Source organism: Thermogemmatispora onikobensis, assembly GCF_001748285.1.
In the GTDB taxonomy this organism is placed as follows: domain Bacteria; phylum Chloroflexota; class Ktedonobacteria; order Ktedonobacterales; family Ktedonobacteraceae; genus Thermogemmatispora; species Thermogemmatispora onikobensis.
On sequence record NZ_BDGT01000077.1, the window covers coordinates 1 to 15,856 of the forward strand.

The window sequence follows — 15,856 nt, forward strand, 5'->3', positions numbered from 1 at the left end:
ACCCCCAAGAGTTATAACTAATTGCTATATTGTATAACACGCAAAGGCCTCCTTTGTCAAGGACAGCGGCTACTGGCAGATAGAGCGGAGCCATTCGTTTATAGAAAAACGCAGGCAGAGGAGCCACTTCCAAAACGATGGGGGGGAGGCAGAGAAAGGGGGCACAAAGATAGAGCAAAGATATAAAAGCACGCCTGCAGGAGATCAGCTTTGGGTCCGGGGTAGGGAGGGCTCGCGCGCAGCTGAAGGTGTCTGAGCAGACCCTAACGGCAGGGCAGGAGCTGGCAAGCAGGAGGGCAAGCCTTTGACGGTCTCCGCGAGGGCGAGGAGGGCCACGAGCCGAGGGAGGCGATCAGGCAAGCCAGACTGAGCGAGCAAAAGGTGGCATTGAAGCCACCGCCCCGCTCAGGTCATCCACTCCTCGGGGGTCTTGATCCGCACGCCGCCATCGCTGCGCATCTTCATCAATCTGGCATCCTGCTCCATACGAGCGCGCAGTTGGGCCATAGATACCCGATGCCAATAGGCTGCCGGGAAAAGGCCGATGCCCAGGGCCAGAGCTGCCGCGATCTCTGCGCGATTGAAGCTCAGGCCGGGCGGCAAATGAAAGGGGATAGAGGTTAGCACGCCCAGGTGGAAGAGGAGCACAACGCAGAAGACGGCCAGTTCAATCAAACCAGCCCCGATATAGGACAGCACTTCTGTCTTCTTCCGCTTGCGAAAGACAATGACCAGCCCAAGGTTGAGCAAGAACAGGAACGCTGTGATAATCAGCGTCAGCCAGACAAAGATCGCTCTCAAAATACTGCCTCCAGCCACAGGCCCACAAGTGGGCAAATTTCACTTCAGGAAAAACGACGATGTTCCCCGTTACTAGAAAACGATCAGCTCAAGGAGTTGTCACGAGCAGATTGGAGAAAGCCACCTCCGTTCCCTTCAGGTTCACAAGCAGCCCCAGCGAGCCAGAAGGAATCGAGCCATCTTGAGCTGTTCCCACCTTCTTGCCATTCACGTAGAAAGTAAAGTTCTTGCCGCTCGCCACAATTTTGATCGTATTGGTGGCCTTCGACCCATGTCCCTGGTGGTACTCCTTACCAAAGCTCTTCGACCAGATCTTTGTCCAGCGATTATCTTCCGAGGCGGAGCTATTAAACTTCCAGAACTGGTATTCGCCATCACTGGTGTTGCGCACCTCGAAGGCGTAAAACTGAGTCGTTACCTTGCCTCCCTTGGACTGCTGGCTGTAGCGGACAATCATACCAAACTGGTTATTGATCGAGCCATCATCTCCTTTGATCTCCTGCATCGTCAAGGTATAGGCCAGCGAGGTGCTCAGCAATGGCCCGGGAGCGTCGGGCAAGATGGCCACCGCCATATTGTTATCGTCATTGTTAATGATGTGATAGGCCCCGTTCTTGAAGACAAAGAGGCGTGAGCCGCTGGTGGCAACAGGCCAGTTGTGGATATTCTGAGCCAGCGGGTCCTCCATGATCACACTGGGCGTCGGCGTCCCTTTGACCGCTGCGGTTCCTGTTGCGGCCACCGCGGTGACAGCTCCCTTTCTCGCTTGAGGTGCCGGATTAGCGTGCAGGCGGGAGAACATGAGCAAGCCGGAGCCGGTGAGCACTACCAGCAAAACGACCAGCAAGATGAGCAGATTGCGCTTCTCTCTCCAGAGCAAGGTGGGAGAGAACCTCGGCTGCTGGGCCGGGCTGCTCTGAGCGGGGGAAGATTGCCCAGACTCAGTCAGGACGGGCAGCATACTGGTCACGTAGCGTCCCGGCTGGCCCGCGACAGGAATCTGCACCAGGCGCAGAGCGCCGGTTAGGGCCGCTGTATTCTTGCTACCACCGGCCTCAACAAAGGGCAAGGGACCCAGGGCGCCGGTCGTTGTTCCGGGAAGAGTGCTGGTGGCGCCGGGGAGCGGGCTAGTGAAGGGAGTAAGGACCCGCGTGACATTGGGAGAGAATCCTGTACCTGTAAAGGAAGTCGGCGCCGGTGTGGGAAAAGGTAGCTGGACCTCTGGCGCCTCCGGGCTAGCGGAGAAGGTTGCTGGAGAGGCCCCCTGCTGAGCGAGCGGCGCCTGGAGACCTTCGCCAAAGGCGGAGGTGTCGGTCATCTGCTGGCTTTGGAAGAGAGCGGCTTGATTGAGGGCCATCGTTGGTGCCCCAGCCCCCGCATCAGCCATAGCGCTGGCGCCAGCCGAGGATGAGGAGAAGGCAGCAGAGCCGAAGGGGGATGGAGACGACGTTACACTGGCCGAAGGCAGCTGGGTCTGAAACGGCTGTCCCTCGCCTGGGAAAGGCATCTGAGTCACCTGCATCTCGCCTGCCTCTGGGCCAGTCGGCATGGCCGTCTCCGCCTGGAGGCGAGCGGCACTTAGCAGGCCGAGCTTACGCACCGGACGCGAGCCGAGCGCCCCTGTGCCAGCGGCAGTCTCTCCCCCACTGGGCAGGGCATTACCTGCTGCCGCCTCCTCCCCAGGTCCTGGTTGCGGCTGGGGAGCAGCATAAGCAGCGGCATTGGCAACCGGGTCCGTCGCATTCTGCGCGCTCTGTTGCTGCCAGATAGGATCAAAGAGACTTCGTCGTGGTGGGCGTGACTGATCTGGACTCTGAGATGGATGCATCCCCTGCTGTCCTCCCTCTCGTGACAAAGTGCCTGCTAGCCAGTGCTGGTGTCAACGTCTGGCGGAAGGTGGCAACCAGCTTCAGTTTCAGGGACAGCCAGTGCCAGTGCCGTCGCCAACAGATCGAGAGTGCCCCGTGCAGTTTGCGCTGAACGGCGATGGCCCCTTGTATTCTGGCTGTTGGCTGTTGATCTTGCCGGAAGCCTTCCAGGAACGCAGGAAGCAGCGCAGGAGCGAGAAAGGTCATAGGAGGAAAAAGCGCCTTCACCACTACTGGCCACGACCAACAACCAGCTCTGTTCCCTGCCCTGTCTGCCCTACCAACGAGCCATTTTCCTCCCCCCCTCCCAGGAAGCCACCCCGCAGGGTACCTGTTTCCATACCAATCCAGGATCATCCCACGCAGTGCTTCAGCGTCCATTGCATCCTCGGTTAATTGCGCGTAATCAGCAGATTCTTAAAAGCGACCTCCGTCCCGTTCAGATTGACCAACATACCCACGGTACCCGAAGGAAGCGAGCTATCCTTCGTCTGACCCACGACCTTGCCATTGACAATGAAGGTAAAGTTAGAGCCATTGGCAAAGACCTTCAAGGTATTAACGTTCTTGGGTCCCTGTCCCTGGTGAAATTCGCTTCCAAACTTCTTGCGCCAGATCGGTGTACCCCAGGCATTATTGGGGCCACGGCTATCATCATACTTATAGAAGCGGTACTCGCCGCCCTTGATGTTCTGGACCTCGAAGCTATAGAAGGTCGTTACCGTTTTGCCACTGCGCGTCTGCTGACTGAAGCGCAGAATCAGGCCGAACGAATTGTTGATATTCGCATCGTCGCCCTTAACCTCCTGCATGGTCAAGCTATAGCCCGTCGGTCCTGTGAAAGGAGCAGACTGGAGGACAACGGCGATCCCCTTCTGGCTATGGTTAGTGATATGATAGGCGCCATCCTTAAAGGCATAGGTATCCGCAGGAGTCGTCGGCCAATCATGAACATTCTGCGACAGCGGATCAGAGAAGAGCACATCACTGGCATTGGCCGCGGTGGCCATCGGCGAGGCTGTTGACTGCAGCCCCGGAGTCGCGCTTCCCTGTGGTTCCATTTTCTGGCCGCTATGCAGATGGCCTAATAGCAGCAGACCGGAGCCAACCACCAGGATGAGTGCCGCCACAATCAAGGTGACCACCATGCGGGCCCGGGTCCGCCGACGCTCGCCCCTGGCAGCGCTTTTCCCCTGCCCCGTACCGGGCGTGGCCAGGGGGAGCAGGCCGGTGACATAGCGACCCGGCTGGCCGGCGACGGGCACTTTGACCACCTTGACGGGGCCGGTCAATTTCACCAGAGGCGAGGTGGCCGTTTGCTGGGCCACTGGAGCCAGGGCTCCTGTCGTTGTCGGCAGAGCGGGCGACAGCTGCTGGACCTCCTGGCTCTGATTATCCACGGGTCGCTGCTCTCGCACCCCTAAGAGGCCAGAGCCAGGGGCCGGAGCGACCACAGATGGCAGGGGATCGGTGAAATTGGGCTGCTGCTCCTCAGTCGACCAGAGCACGGCTGGCTGTTCATTGGTGACTGGGCCAGCCTGAACAGGTGCGCTGTCCGGCACAACCCCGGCGCCCACACGGGGAAACATCCCGGTGCGTGAGAGCAGACCCCCCCGGCGACTGGCGCTGCTGGCTGTTGGGAGCTTCGCCGTAGGCTGAGGAGGCTCAGCCGCAGGCAACTTCAGCGAAGGAACAGGGAAGGCCATCGCCGGGGGATCGCCAGCGGGTGCCCCCTGCACCGGAGGAGCCGCCTGCGCAGCCTGCGCTTGCGGGGCGGAAGCCATATTGACGGCAGGTTGGTGAGCGCTAGCCGTCATCCAGCGTGGGTCAAGTAGTCCGCCGGCACTGCCGGGCACAGCGAACTTCCCCGAGAGGCCAAGCGCTGCAATGGCGGGATTTTGACCCGTATCGACAGTGATGCCAGCGGAGGTCAGAGCCAGGCGAAAGGCCAGAGCCATTTCCTGGCCACTAAAGTAGCGATCGGCAGGATTTTTTGCGAGTGCGCGCAGGATCACCTGCTCTGCAGCAACAGGAAGATCAGGGCGAAAAACACGTGGTGACGTGGGCGGAGTCTGCAGATGCTGAGCAGCGATCTGCATTGGGGCCTCACCCCGGAATGGCGCCACACCCGTCACCATCTGATAGAGAATGACCCCGAGCGAGTAGAGGTCGGCCCGCCCATCGACTGGCTGCCCCAGCACCTGCTCGGGAGACATGTAATCGGGCGTACCCACCGGCGCCCCCGGCCCTGTCAAGCGCACCTGGTTCGCCCGCTCCTCAGAGATAATTTTCACCAGACCGAAATCGGTCAGTAGCAAGCGGCCATCAGGCGTCTTTAAGATATTGGCCGGTTTGACATCACGGTGAATGACGCCCCGCTCATGAGCGAAATCAAGGGCCGCGGCCAGCTGCTCAAGATAGTTGAGCACCTTGGGCAGGGCCATCGCCCCCTCACGCTCCATCTCATCGCGCAGTGTCCCCCCGCTGACATAGGGCATGACCAGGTAGGCCAGGCCTTGCTGCTCCCCATACTCATACACTGGCATAATATTGGGATGCTCCAGCGAGGCGGCAGCATCCGTCTCGCGCCGGAAGCGCTCCAGAAAGGCCGCCAGCTGATGAGGCGTCAGCGAGGCCATCGGGAAGAGCACCTTCACAGCTACCTGACGGCGCGGTCGCGACTGCTGTGCCAGGAAGACCGCGCCCATACCACCCTGCCCGATCAAGCGCTGGAGCGTGCAGGTCCCCAGCTTCATTCCAATCAAAGCTTCAGGATTCATGCAACATCCTCTTTTGTTTCAATCGCCCAGCTGCGATTGTTCTTCAGCAACGACGTGCAACCCAGTCTTCAGCGCGCAGGCACGTCGGGGGGGGTACACCACAGTGTATCGTGAAATATTTTTTCGCTTGTACATCTTAGTTAATTTACACAGCTCTGACAATGAATCCGCCTGGCAGGCATGACCAAAGTAATGGTTGTGGGTAATGGTTCTTCGCCACCAGAAACGGGATCAAGACCCTCTGAGCGCCACTCGTAGCGCCACTCGTGGCCTTCCCCTGCCTTCGCTGACCTCCTCAACGCCTCCTCAAAGAGAGGCAGGACCCCAGTTCATCACTTCAGAGGACCTCGCCAGCGAAGTGCGCTAACAGCAAAAGAGCAGGCTCTCCTCCTTTTCTGGTACTGGAGGCGGAGAAGCCTGCTCAGAGTAGGGGCCTGGACCAGTTCGCTCCCCGCTAGGGGCAGGGTCCTTTCATTCAGGCCGCTCTTCGTTTGAGCCGCTGGCCTTGCGGCTCACCGATAATCTGGCCATTGTGGTAGACGAGCTGGCCGCGCAAAAAGGTCGCCAGCGGACGCCCGAGCAGTTCCAGGCCCTCGTAGACCGACCACTGATTTTTGGTATAGAGATCTTCCTTTCTCACCCTCCAGGTTCGCTCGGTATCAATGACCACAATATCGGCATCCTTGCCCACGGCCAGGGCTCCCTTCTGCTCAAAGCCAAAGATGCGCGCGATATTGCCCGAGGTGACCTGAGCGATACGGATCAGCCCCTCTTCCAGGGTCTCTCTCCCAAAACGCTGTATCCAGTTGCTGACTAAGACAGGGATCGCCTCTTGCAGTCCAGGCATGCCCGAGGCCACTTCCCATACGCTGGCCTTCTGTTTCTCGGCCAGTGTATGGGGGGCATGATCGGTCACCACCGTGTCAATCTTCCCCGCGCGCAGCAGCTGCCAGAGCTGATCTTGCGCCTCCGGGGAGCGGAGGGCTGGTGCAATGTTGATCAGGTTGCCATAGCGGGCATAATCGGCACTGCTGAAGGCCAGATGGGCCGTTGTGACCTCGCCATAGACCTCCACCCCAATCCTGCGGCCAAAGTCGACCGCTGCAAACTCCTCGGGCGTCGAGAGATGCAGCAAGTAGAGCTTCACGCCGAAGTATTTGGCCAGCGAGATCATCTCCAGGACAGAGGTCAAGACGACCGAGAGGTTGCGCACCTCTCCCCAGGCCGCTGGATCGTGTCGACCTGCGATATCACGGTAGTGATGCAGAAAGTAATCGATAAGCTCCTGATTTTCGGCGTGGACAATGGCCATCAGGCCCCGCTCGCCCAGAATGGCAAAGATACGGGCCAGGTCGCTCAGGTGCGGAATAGTCGTCGGCGCGCTCTGGTGGCCGGCGGCGAAAATCTTGACCCCGGTGATCTTGTCAGGATCAACCGCCCTTAGTTCATCGATCTCCTCGCGCGAGACCCCCATGTTGATGGCAAAGTCGCAGTAGGAGCGCGCTGCATACCGCTGGATCTGCTCGTCAACCCGCCCCGCGGTCGTGGTCGGCGGCCTGGTATTGGGCATGTCTAAAATGGTGGTATAGCCTCCAGCCAGACCGGCCCGCGTTCCATGGGCAATATCTTCCTTGTACTCCAGACCCGGCTCACGCATGTGGCCATGCACTTCGATCAGGCCGGGCAGCAGGTACTTTCCCCGGAAATCAAAGGTCTCTCCTTCACCCCGGTCAGGGAAACCCTCTTCTATGCGGGCGATTCTACCATCGACGACGGTGATCGTTCCGTTGAGAATGCGATCGGGCAGCACGAGCGCTCCCTTGAGGATTGTTGGCATAGCACCGCTCCTCAATACTCGTTCCAGGCCTTGATGGGGATCGTGCGCAGATCCTTGTTGACAATGGCCCGCGCGAACAGACGCACTTGCTTGACTTTGGTCAGCAGCGGAATATTATAATCGACTGCCGCACGGCGTATTGTATAGTTGTCATCGACTTCTTTCATTACATAGTTGTCAACTACATTGATGGCAAGATCAATTTTGCGCTCGCGGAAGTACGTCAGCACATTTGGCTCTCTCTGCTCGTGGATCTTGAAGAGCATCTTCGCCTCAATGCCATGCTGGCGTAGGAAGGCGCAGGTCTTCTCGGTGGCATAGAGCGGCAGCCCCAGAGAAGCCAATAATTTGGCGGTCTCCAGGAATTTCTGCTTCTTCTCCTCGCTACCGATACTGATGAAGATGCCCTTCTGGGGGATATGGCTACCGGTGGCAATGACGGCCTTGAGATAGGCTTCCTCCAGATCCTCGCCAAAGCAGGCCACTTCGCCCGTCGAGGCCATCTCGACCCGCAGCAAGGGATCGGCACCCGTGAGACGCGAGAACGAGAACTGCGGCGCCTTCACTGCTGTAAAGGTCAAAGGGGGCAGGGTGACAGACGCGATCTCCTCCTGGAAGAGCGCATCCACAAACAGCTCGATCAGATTGAGGCCGGTCACCTTCGAGATGAAGGGGAAGGTGCGCGAAGCGCGCAGGTTCGCCTCGATCACGTAGACCTGGTTGTCCTTGGCCAGGAACTGAACGTTGAAAGGTCCGGTGATCTCCAGGGCGCGCGCAATGGCTCGCCCCGCCTCCTCGATGCGTTGGAGAGTCTCAGTATTAATGGTCTGGGGAGGCAGGACGATCGTCGCGTCTCCAGAGTGCACACCAGCATTTTCGACATGCTCAGAGATCACAAAGGCTTTGATCTCGCCTCGCTGGGCCACCGCATCCAGCTCGACCTCCTTGACTTTCTGGAAGAACTTGGTGACAGTCACCGGATGCTCGGGCGAGACGGCAGCCGCATATCGGGTGTAGCGCTCCAGCTGCTCAGGAGTGTAGCAGACATTCATGGCGCTGCCGGAGAGCACGTACGAGGGACGCACCAGAACCGGATAGCCAACGCGCTCGGCAAAGCTGAGGATATCTTCGATGGCCTCGAAGGTATCCCAGGCTGGCTGACGAATGCCCAGCTCATCCAGCAATTGCGAGAATTTCGAGCGATTTTCGGCCTGGTCGATGTGCTCAGCCGAGGTGCCCAGAATGGGAATACCATAGTCATGCAGAGCCTTGACCCGGTTATTGGGGGTCTGCCCGCCGACTGAGACGATGACCCCAGCAGGGTTCTCAAAGTCGCAGATATCGGCGATGCGTTCAAAGCTCAGCTCCTCAAAGTAGAGACGATCCGACATGTCATAGTCGGTGGAAACCGTCTCTGGGTTGCAGTTGATGACGACGGAGCGCTTATCATACTTCTTGAGGGCCTGCACAGTGTTGACGCTGCTCCAGTCAAATTCTACCGAGGAGCCAATCCGATAGGGGCCGGAGCCGAGCACGACTATGCTTTCCTTGCCCAACGGCTCGACATCGTGATGCTGCCCATTATAGGTCATGTACAGATAGTTAGTGTCAGACGGAAATTCGCCCGCCAGGGTATCGATCTGAAAAACGGAGGGCAGGACTCCATAGCGCTGGCGCAGCGCCCGAATCTCCAGCTCGGTCTTGCCGACCAGCTCGCCAATACGCTTATCAGAAAGGCCCGCTTGCTTCAGGAGCAAGAGACGGGTGGCGGTCAGCTCTCGATCGCGTGCAAGCTCCTCTTCCAGCTTGACGATATGTTGAATACGATACAAAAACCAGGGATCGATGCCGGTGATCTCATTGATCTCCTCAATCGAGAAGCCGTTGCGCAGCGCGACAGGCAGAGCAAAAATGCGCTTGGGAGTGGGAGTATAGAGATACTTATCGATAATCGCGTCCTCGCTCTCCTCTCCCAGAAAGACCCGCTTGGAGGTCGCCCCCTCAAGCCCGAGGTCCAGCATGCGAATAGCCTTCTGATAGGCCTCCTCAAAGGTACGCCCAATGCCCATTACCTCGCCAACGGACTTCATGCTGGTGCCGATTGTTTGATCGGCGCCCTTAAACTTATCCAGGTCCCAGCGAGGGATCTTGACCACCACATAGTCCAGGCTTGGCTCAAAGCAGGCCTGTGTCACCCCCGTGACCTTATTGGTCAGCTCAGGGAGCGCGTAGCCGAGGGCCAGCTTGGCGGCAACATAGGCCAGAGGATAGCCGGTCGCCTTGCTGGCCAGAGCCGAGCTGCGCGAGAGGCGCGCGTTGACCTCGATGACGTAGTACTCGGATGTGCGCGGATTGAGGGCAAACTGCACATTGCACTCGCCGACGATGCCCAGGCTCCTCACAATGGCAATTGCCGCCGAGCGCAGTGTATGGTACTCGCTATTGGTGAGCGTCTGGCTGGGGGCCAGCACCACCGACTCGCCGGTGTGGATGCCCAGCGGGTCCATGTTCTCCATGTTGCAGACCGTGATGCAATTATCATAGGCATCACGGACAACCTCATACTCGACCTCTTTGTAGTGGTGCAAGTATTGCTCGACCAGTACCTGCGGAGAGAAGGCCAGGGCACTGGTGACAATGCGCCTCAACTCTTCCATATTGTGAGCAATACCTGACCCCTGGCCTCCCAGCGCGAAGCCAGCCCGCAGCATCACCGGGAAACCGATCGTTCGGGCAATTTCCTGCGCCTCCTCCAGGGACTCCGCGCTTTTGCTGACCGGCGTTGGAATATTGATCTGGTGCAGATGTTCGGCGAACTCCTGGCGATCTTCTGTCAGAATAATGGCGGTGACCGGCGTGCCCAGGATCTCGACCTGATACTTCTCCAGGACGCCGCTCTTGAAGAGCTCGACCCCGCAGTTGAGCGCCGTCTGCCCGCCGAAAGAGAGGAGAATGCCGTCCGGGCGCTCCTTCTCGATGATGCGCTCCACAAAGAAAGGCGTGACTGGCAGAAAGTAGACCTGGTCGGCCAGCTCCTTGGAGGTCTGAATGGTCGCAATGTTGGGGTTAACCAGAACGGTTGAGACCCCTTCTTCGCGCAGCGCTTTGAGAGCCTGGGAGCCGGAGTAGTCGAACTCCCCGGCTTGCCCAATTTTGAGTGCCCCCGCCCCCAGAACCAGGACCTTGCGCAATTTTTTCATCGTGAGCTGCGAGCCTCCTTTTCAATGCGAACGCGAGCGAGGAAGTGATCAAAGATCCAATCGGTATCCATTGGACCGGGCCTTGCTTCTGGATGGAACTGCACAGAGAAGAAGGGAAGCTCGTGATGGATCATGCCTTCGTTGGTGCCATCGTTCCCATTAATAAACCAGGGCGCAAATCCTGGCGGCAATGTTCCAACAGCAAAACCATGATTTTGGGTTGTGATAAAGCAGCGTTTGCTATCATTCAGCAGACATGGCTGATTCTGGCTTCGGTGCCCAAATTTCATCTTATAAGTATCGCCGCCGGCGGCCAGGGCCAGGAGCTGGTGGCCCAGACAGATGCCCAGCATGGGGATAGTCCGCTTCAGCGCGATCTGGATAGTCTGGATCGTCTTCTGCACCGTCTTTGGGTCGCCAGGCCCATTGGAGATCACGATTCCATCGAAGTCAAAGGTATTGGCCGGCGCAAAGAGATCATAGTCCCAGGGGACGCGAACCAGGCGCACATTGCGTCTCAGCAGCGAGCGCACAATATTGTGCTTGGTGCCGCAGTCGAGCAAGGCAATGGTGAGATCGCCCTCGCCCAGACGCTCGACCTGCTGGCATGAGACACGCGCTACCAGGTTGTCGAGGTTCGGGTCATAGAAGGGCAGATCCTCATCGTCGAGGACAATTTTGCCCAGCATCGTCCCATGCGTACGGATATGTCGCGTCAGGAGACGGGTATCCTTGATTTCCAGGGCCGGCACCTGCTGTTCTTGCAACCAGGTGCGCAGAGTCATGGCGCTCTGGGCGTGAGAGGGAGTGTCTATATAGTCGGAGACAATCAGTCCAGCGATATGAATCCGCTCGCCTTCCCAGTGCGCCGCCTGCGGCACTCCATAGTTGCCGATCAGTGGATAGGTCATAGCCAGGATCTGGCCCCCATAGGAGGCGTCGGTCATCGCCTCGGGGTAGCCGACCATGCCCGTGCAAAAGACAACCTCACCGGCGGTGGAAGCCTCATAGCCGAAGGATGTGCCTTCAAAGGTCGTGCCATCCTCCAGCACCAGCCTCCCCCGGCGGGCACCGGTATCCAGCGCAAAGCGAGAGAGATCAGCAAAGGAGTTTTCAACCAGAAATGTCCGATCTACCATGTTCTGCTGCATCCAGGAAGTCCTTTCAACGACACTACGCTTTCCCCAGAATCAACGCCAGCAAGGCCATGCGGGTGTACAAACCGTTCCTGATCTGGGAACGCAGATAGACCGCGCGTTCATCGCCATCGACAGCGGGATCGATCGTTCCAACACGCGGCAAGGGGTCCATGAGTATCATCTCGCGATTGGCACGCTCAGCCAGTAACGCCGGTGTCACCTGGAACGAAGCAGCAGCCAGTTGTTGATAGTCATCGAGAGATGAAAGACGTTCTTTCTGAATACGTGTCCAATACCAGAAGTGACAGTCAGTTGGAATGTCTCGCTCACTGTGGATCTCCACGATTTCAATGCCGCGAGACCTCAGCGCACGCAGCTCTTCGCGCGCGAGGCGCAGCGCTTCGGACGAGAGGAGATAGACGGTATTGCCCTCGAAGAGGGCCAGGCCACGAATGAGCGAGTGCAGGGTACGACTGTTGAGCGGATCACCGGCCAGCAGGCCCTTCAGATGATCAAGACGTCCAAAACGCTCATAGATCGTAAAGAGGTCGAGCAGCGTCTGAGTGGGATGCTCATTGTTGCCATCGCCGGCATTAATCACCGGGACACTGGCAACCTCTGCCGCTCGCTGAGCCGCCCCCGCGCGCGGATGGCGCAGGACAATCGCCTGCGTATAGGCCCCGAAGACGCTGATCGTGTCCTCAAACGATTCCCCTTTCCAGACCGAACTGACGACCTCCGGATTCTGGATATCGAGCGTTTGCCCACCGAGCCGCTTGACCGCAGCCGCAAAGGAGCCGAAGGTCCGGCTGGAGGGTTCATAGAACAATAGGGCGACGAGTTGACCAGCAAGTAGCTGAGAAGGCTCACTCGCAAGGACCAACTCCTTCATCTCGCGCGCCAGTGCGAAGACTCTATACAGATCGGCAGCTGAAAATTGGTCCAGAGAAAGGATATCTTTCCCCCTGAAATCTCCGCTGATCAGCTCAAGTGAGCCAGGCGGATGAGTGATCACTTGATTCATGCTGTCCTCCAGCTAGCCTTTCAGCATAACCTGTTGACTGGTCATACGCTTGTCAGTGCTCCATTTCCTTTTTGCTGTCGTCAAGCAACCGTGAAATGGAGCGAGCGCGAGCATCCTCCTTGCCTGCTCACGAGATACGGGCTGCCCTGGCTGAGGCTATAAAAAAATTCCCCACCCCTGTCTCCAGGGGTGAGGAAAAAATCTTCTTCCTCAGGCAAGACACCGGGTCCACCCCATCTGTAGAATGAACAGTCTACCCTCCATAGGGGGAGAGTCACGAATAACTGTAACTTGATCAAAGACATGATGGAGCCAGACCCTTTGTCCACAAACTTGCCGAGCAAACCCATTTCAAATCGTCATATATTTATACACGCTACTTTGCTAAAAGTCAATAGCCAACAGGTACCTACGAGAAAGGAGAGGTGCGACACCTCACCTTGTGGCTATCAGCTGGCACTTTTTTCCGAAGAGAGTTGTTGCGCCTATCGCTCGGGCGGAGCCGCGGAGAGATGCGGCTCCCCAGCATCTCCTCAGCAGCCCCGACGCCCAGAGACAAGTGTCCAGACTGGGGCAGCGTCCAGTTCTCTGTCCCCTTCCCGGCTGGGCCGGGCCGCCCTAGGCTTCTTCGATCAGGTCCTGGAGAGCCTCGTGGGGATCGCTATCTTCCTCGGCATCCAGCGGCAGCTCTTCCCCATTGATGCGCGCCACCATCGAGGGCACCGTCCGACTTTGCAGGATGATGCCCCGCATTAGCAAGGCACTGGCCTGAGCGAACAAGGGGCGCAGGCGAGAGAGGCGCTCGTGCTGCTCCTGCAGCTCAGCCAGTTGCCGTCGCACCTGCTTGAGCGTATTGCGGCTGAGACCAGCGCCGTCGTTGGGCCAGGTCAGCACCTCGGACCAGAGATGACGCGCATCCAGCAGCTGGCCAATGGCCCCCTGCACCTGCTGCAGCAGGTCGATGGTCTGGTTGAGTAACATCAGGATATCGCCCTCAGCCAGATCAATGCGCCGCAGGAGGCCGTTGAGAGACATACCGCGCGCCCAGGAGAGGGCCACACCGTGAAACTCGGGAACGGTACGCGGCGTCAGCGATAGCCCGGCCATCTCCTCCATGTCACAGACCCGCTTCTCGACCTGCCTGAGTTCGCGTCGCACTTCCCTCAGCCGCGAATTGAGCACATGGCGATTATAGAGGCGCCGATCGTTGTCAAAGGTGAACCAGCTACAGACCTCCGCCAGCTCCGCCGGGGTCAGCTCTTCCAGAACGCCATCCATGATCAGCTCCACAATGAGGATGCCCGCCGGATGGAAGATGCTGCGCAGCAGGCGCCCGCGCAGGGTCAGCCGCTCGTCGGGTCCAATATAACCCAAGGCCCGCAGCACAAAGACAGTGCCCTGCAGTTCTTCCTTCCCCTCTCGGCTCAGCTGGAGCCGGCCACGCCGCCGCTGACTCCGTTCCAGGGCCCGCGCTGCCGCTTCCGCCGCCTTGAGCTTCTTGGCACTGACCTTGTGCCCCTTGCGGAGCTGGCGCTCTACCTGTTGAATGAAGCGCAGCTCCTGCTCCTCCCAGTATCGATAGCGCTGATATTCACGCAGGCTGGAGGCACAGATGCGTCGCAGGTGCTCGATATCTCCTTCGCGCCAGAGGTTGAGAATCGAATTGTAGCGGATCACGAAGGAGCTGAAGACCGGATGGAGATCTGCTGTAATGCGGGCAAAGGCCTCTTCAAACGGCTCCCAGGGCGAGTATGGGATGACCGCCGCTCCACGCACATCCATGCCGCGTCTGCCCGCTCGCCCGGTCAACTGACGGTACTCGTTCGGAGTCAGGAGGCGCATCTCTACGCCATCAAACTTGCTCAGGCTGCCCACTACCACGGAGCGAGCAGGCATGTTAATGCCCAGCGCCAGAGTATCGGTGGCAAAGACCGCTCGCAGATGGCCCTGAGCAAAGAGCGTCTCCACCAGGACCTTCAGCCCTGGCAACAGACCGGCATGGTGAAAAGCTAAACCGCGGGGCAAGAGGTTGACCAGCGCATGGACCTGCTGCAGGTTGCGATCCTCGGGCGGCAACTGTTCCAGCCAGACACCGATCTCCTCACGGATGCGTTCCTGCTCCTGCGGCGTGGTGAAGAGGTGACGCGCCGCACTCATCGCCGCCTCCTCGACAGCTCGCCGCCCTGGGAGAAAGTAGAGACACGGCAGGAGATCGGCATCGCGGAGAGCTGTTACAACCTCGCCAGGCTCGGGCGCCCGTCGCAGCGACGGACGCGCCCGCTTCTGCTTAGAGCGAGCTTTCTCCTGACGCTGCTCATGGACTACGCCTTCCGCCGTCGGGACCACTGAAGCAGCCTTCGGCCCCTCGCCAGCAGTGGCCTCGGCAGCCAGCCTTGACTCCTGCTCTGCTTCCTCCCCCTCATCTGGCAGAAATGCGTGGCGCCGCGCCAGGTGTGCCTCGCCTCCTACGTTGGGGAAGCGCTCTACCCGCCGCCCCGCCGCGTCCTGGACGAGGTGCAACTTGCCATCGAGAAAGTAGTAATGCTCCAGCGGCACGGCTCGCTCTTCATGCACCACAAGAGCCACTGGACGGTGCACGCGACTGATCCAGTCGGCCAGCTCCTGGGCATTGCTGACCGTCGCCGAGAGGCCAACGAGCTGCACATGAGGAGGCGAGCAGATGATAGCCTCCTCCCAGACAGGACCGCGCTCAGGATCACTCAGATAATGCAGCTCATCAAAGACGACATAGGCCACGTCGGCCAGCGAAGAAGGACCGTCCTCGGCCCCCTCCTCCAGGAGCATGTTGCGGTAGACCTCGGTGGTCATAATGACAATCGCCGCCCGGCTCCGCTCGACAATGTCTCCCGTCACGAGACCAACCGCCTCCGGTCCATAGGCGGCACGTAAATCGCGGAACTTCTGATTCGAGAGAGCTTTCAAGGGGGTGGTGTAGATGACGCGCGCATTTTGCTGCCAGGCTTTCCAGATGGCATACTCGGCCACCAGCGTTTTCCCAGTTCCCGTCGGAGCCGCCACCAGTACCGATCGTCCCCGTGCCAGGTGAGCTATGGCTTCTTTCTGAAAGGTGTCAAGAGGAAATGGATACCGACTTGCAAATGTCTCTATCTCTTCTTGAATCTCAGGACCAACCTCCACGTTTCTCTTGCCCATTTCAACCTTTCTCTAACGCGCTACCAGACAACA

General features: G+C 58.8%; 8 protein-coding genes. All 8 read right to left on the minus strand.

Going from position 1 to position 15,856, the window contains the following annotated elements:
• Nucleotides 1-405: 405 nt before the first annotated feature.
• Nucleotides 406-801, minus strand: a complete 396-nt coding sequence (locus BGC09_RS20725; protein ID WP_069806111.1) for a hypothetical protein — start codon at nucleotides 799-801, stop codon at nucleotides 406-408.
• Nucleotides 802-889: 88 nt separating this feature from the next.
• Nucleotides 890-2,629 (minus strand): hypothetical protein, encoded by a 1,740-nt coding sequence (locus BGC09_RS20730; protein ID WP_069806112.1) that lies wholly within the window; start codon nucleotides 2,627-2,629, stop codon nucleotides 890-892.
• 432 nt (nucleotides 2,630-3,061) lie between these two features.
• Complete coding sequence (locus BGC09_RS20735; protein WP_069806113.1) at nucleotides 3,062-5,449, minus strand: serine/threonine protein kinase; 2,388 nt, start codon at nucleotides 5,447-5,449, stop codon at nucleotides 3,062-3,064.
• A 475-nt stretch (nucleotides 5,450-5,924) separates the two neighbouring features.
• Entirely contained in the window at nucleotides 5,925-7,286 is a 1,362-nt protein-coding gene (locus BGC09_RS20740; protein WP_069806114.1) for a dihydroorotase, read from the minus strand.
• 11 nt (nucleotides 7,287-7,297) lie between these two features.
• Nucleotides 7,298-10,486, minus strand: a complete 3,189-nt coding sequence (gene carB / locus BGC09_RS20745) for a carbamoyl-phosphate synthase (glutamine-hydrolyzing) large subunit (protein ID WP_069806115.1) — start codon at nucleotides 10,484-10,486, stop codon at nucleotides 7,298-7,300.
• Nucleotides 10,483-11,637, minus strand: coding sequence for a glutamine-hydrolyzing carbamoyl-phosphate synthase small subunit (carA, locus tag BGC09_RS20750; protein ID WP_218104129.1), 1,155 nt, complete (start codon nucleotides 11,635-11,637; stop codon nucleotides 10,483-10,485). Before carA ends, carB begins: the two co-directional genes overlap by 4 nt.
• 22 nt (nucleotides 11,638-11,659) lie before the next feature.
• Nucleotides 11,660-12,649, minus strand: coding sequence for an aspartate carbamoyltransferase (gene pyrB, locus BGC09_RS20755; protein ID WP_069806116.1), 990 nt, complete (start codon nucleotides 12,647-12,649; stop codon nucleotides 11,660-11,662).
• Between the two features lie 618 nt (nucleotides 12,650-13,267).
• Entirely contained in the window at nucleotides 13,268-15,823 is a 2,556-nt protein-coding gene (locus tag BGC09_RS20760) for a DEAD/DEAH box helicase (RefSeq protein WP_069806117.1), read from the minus strand.
• Between the last annotated feature and the right edge of the window lie 33 nt (nucleotides 15,824-15,856).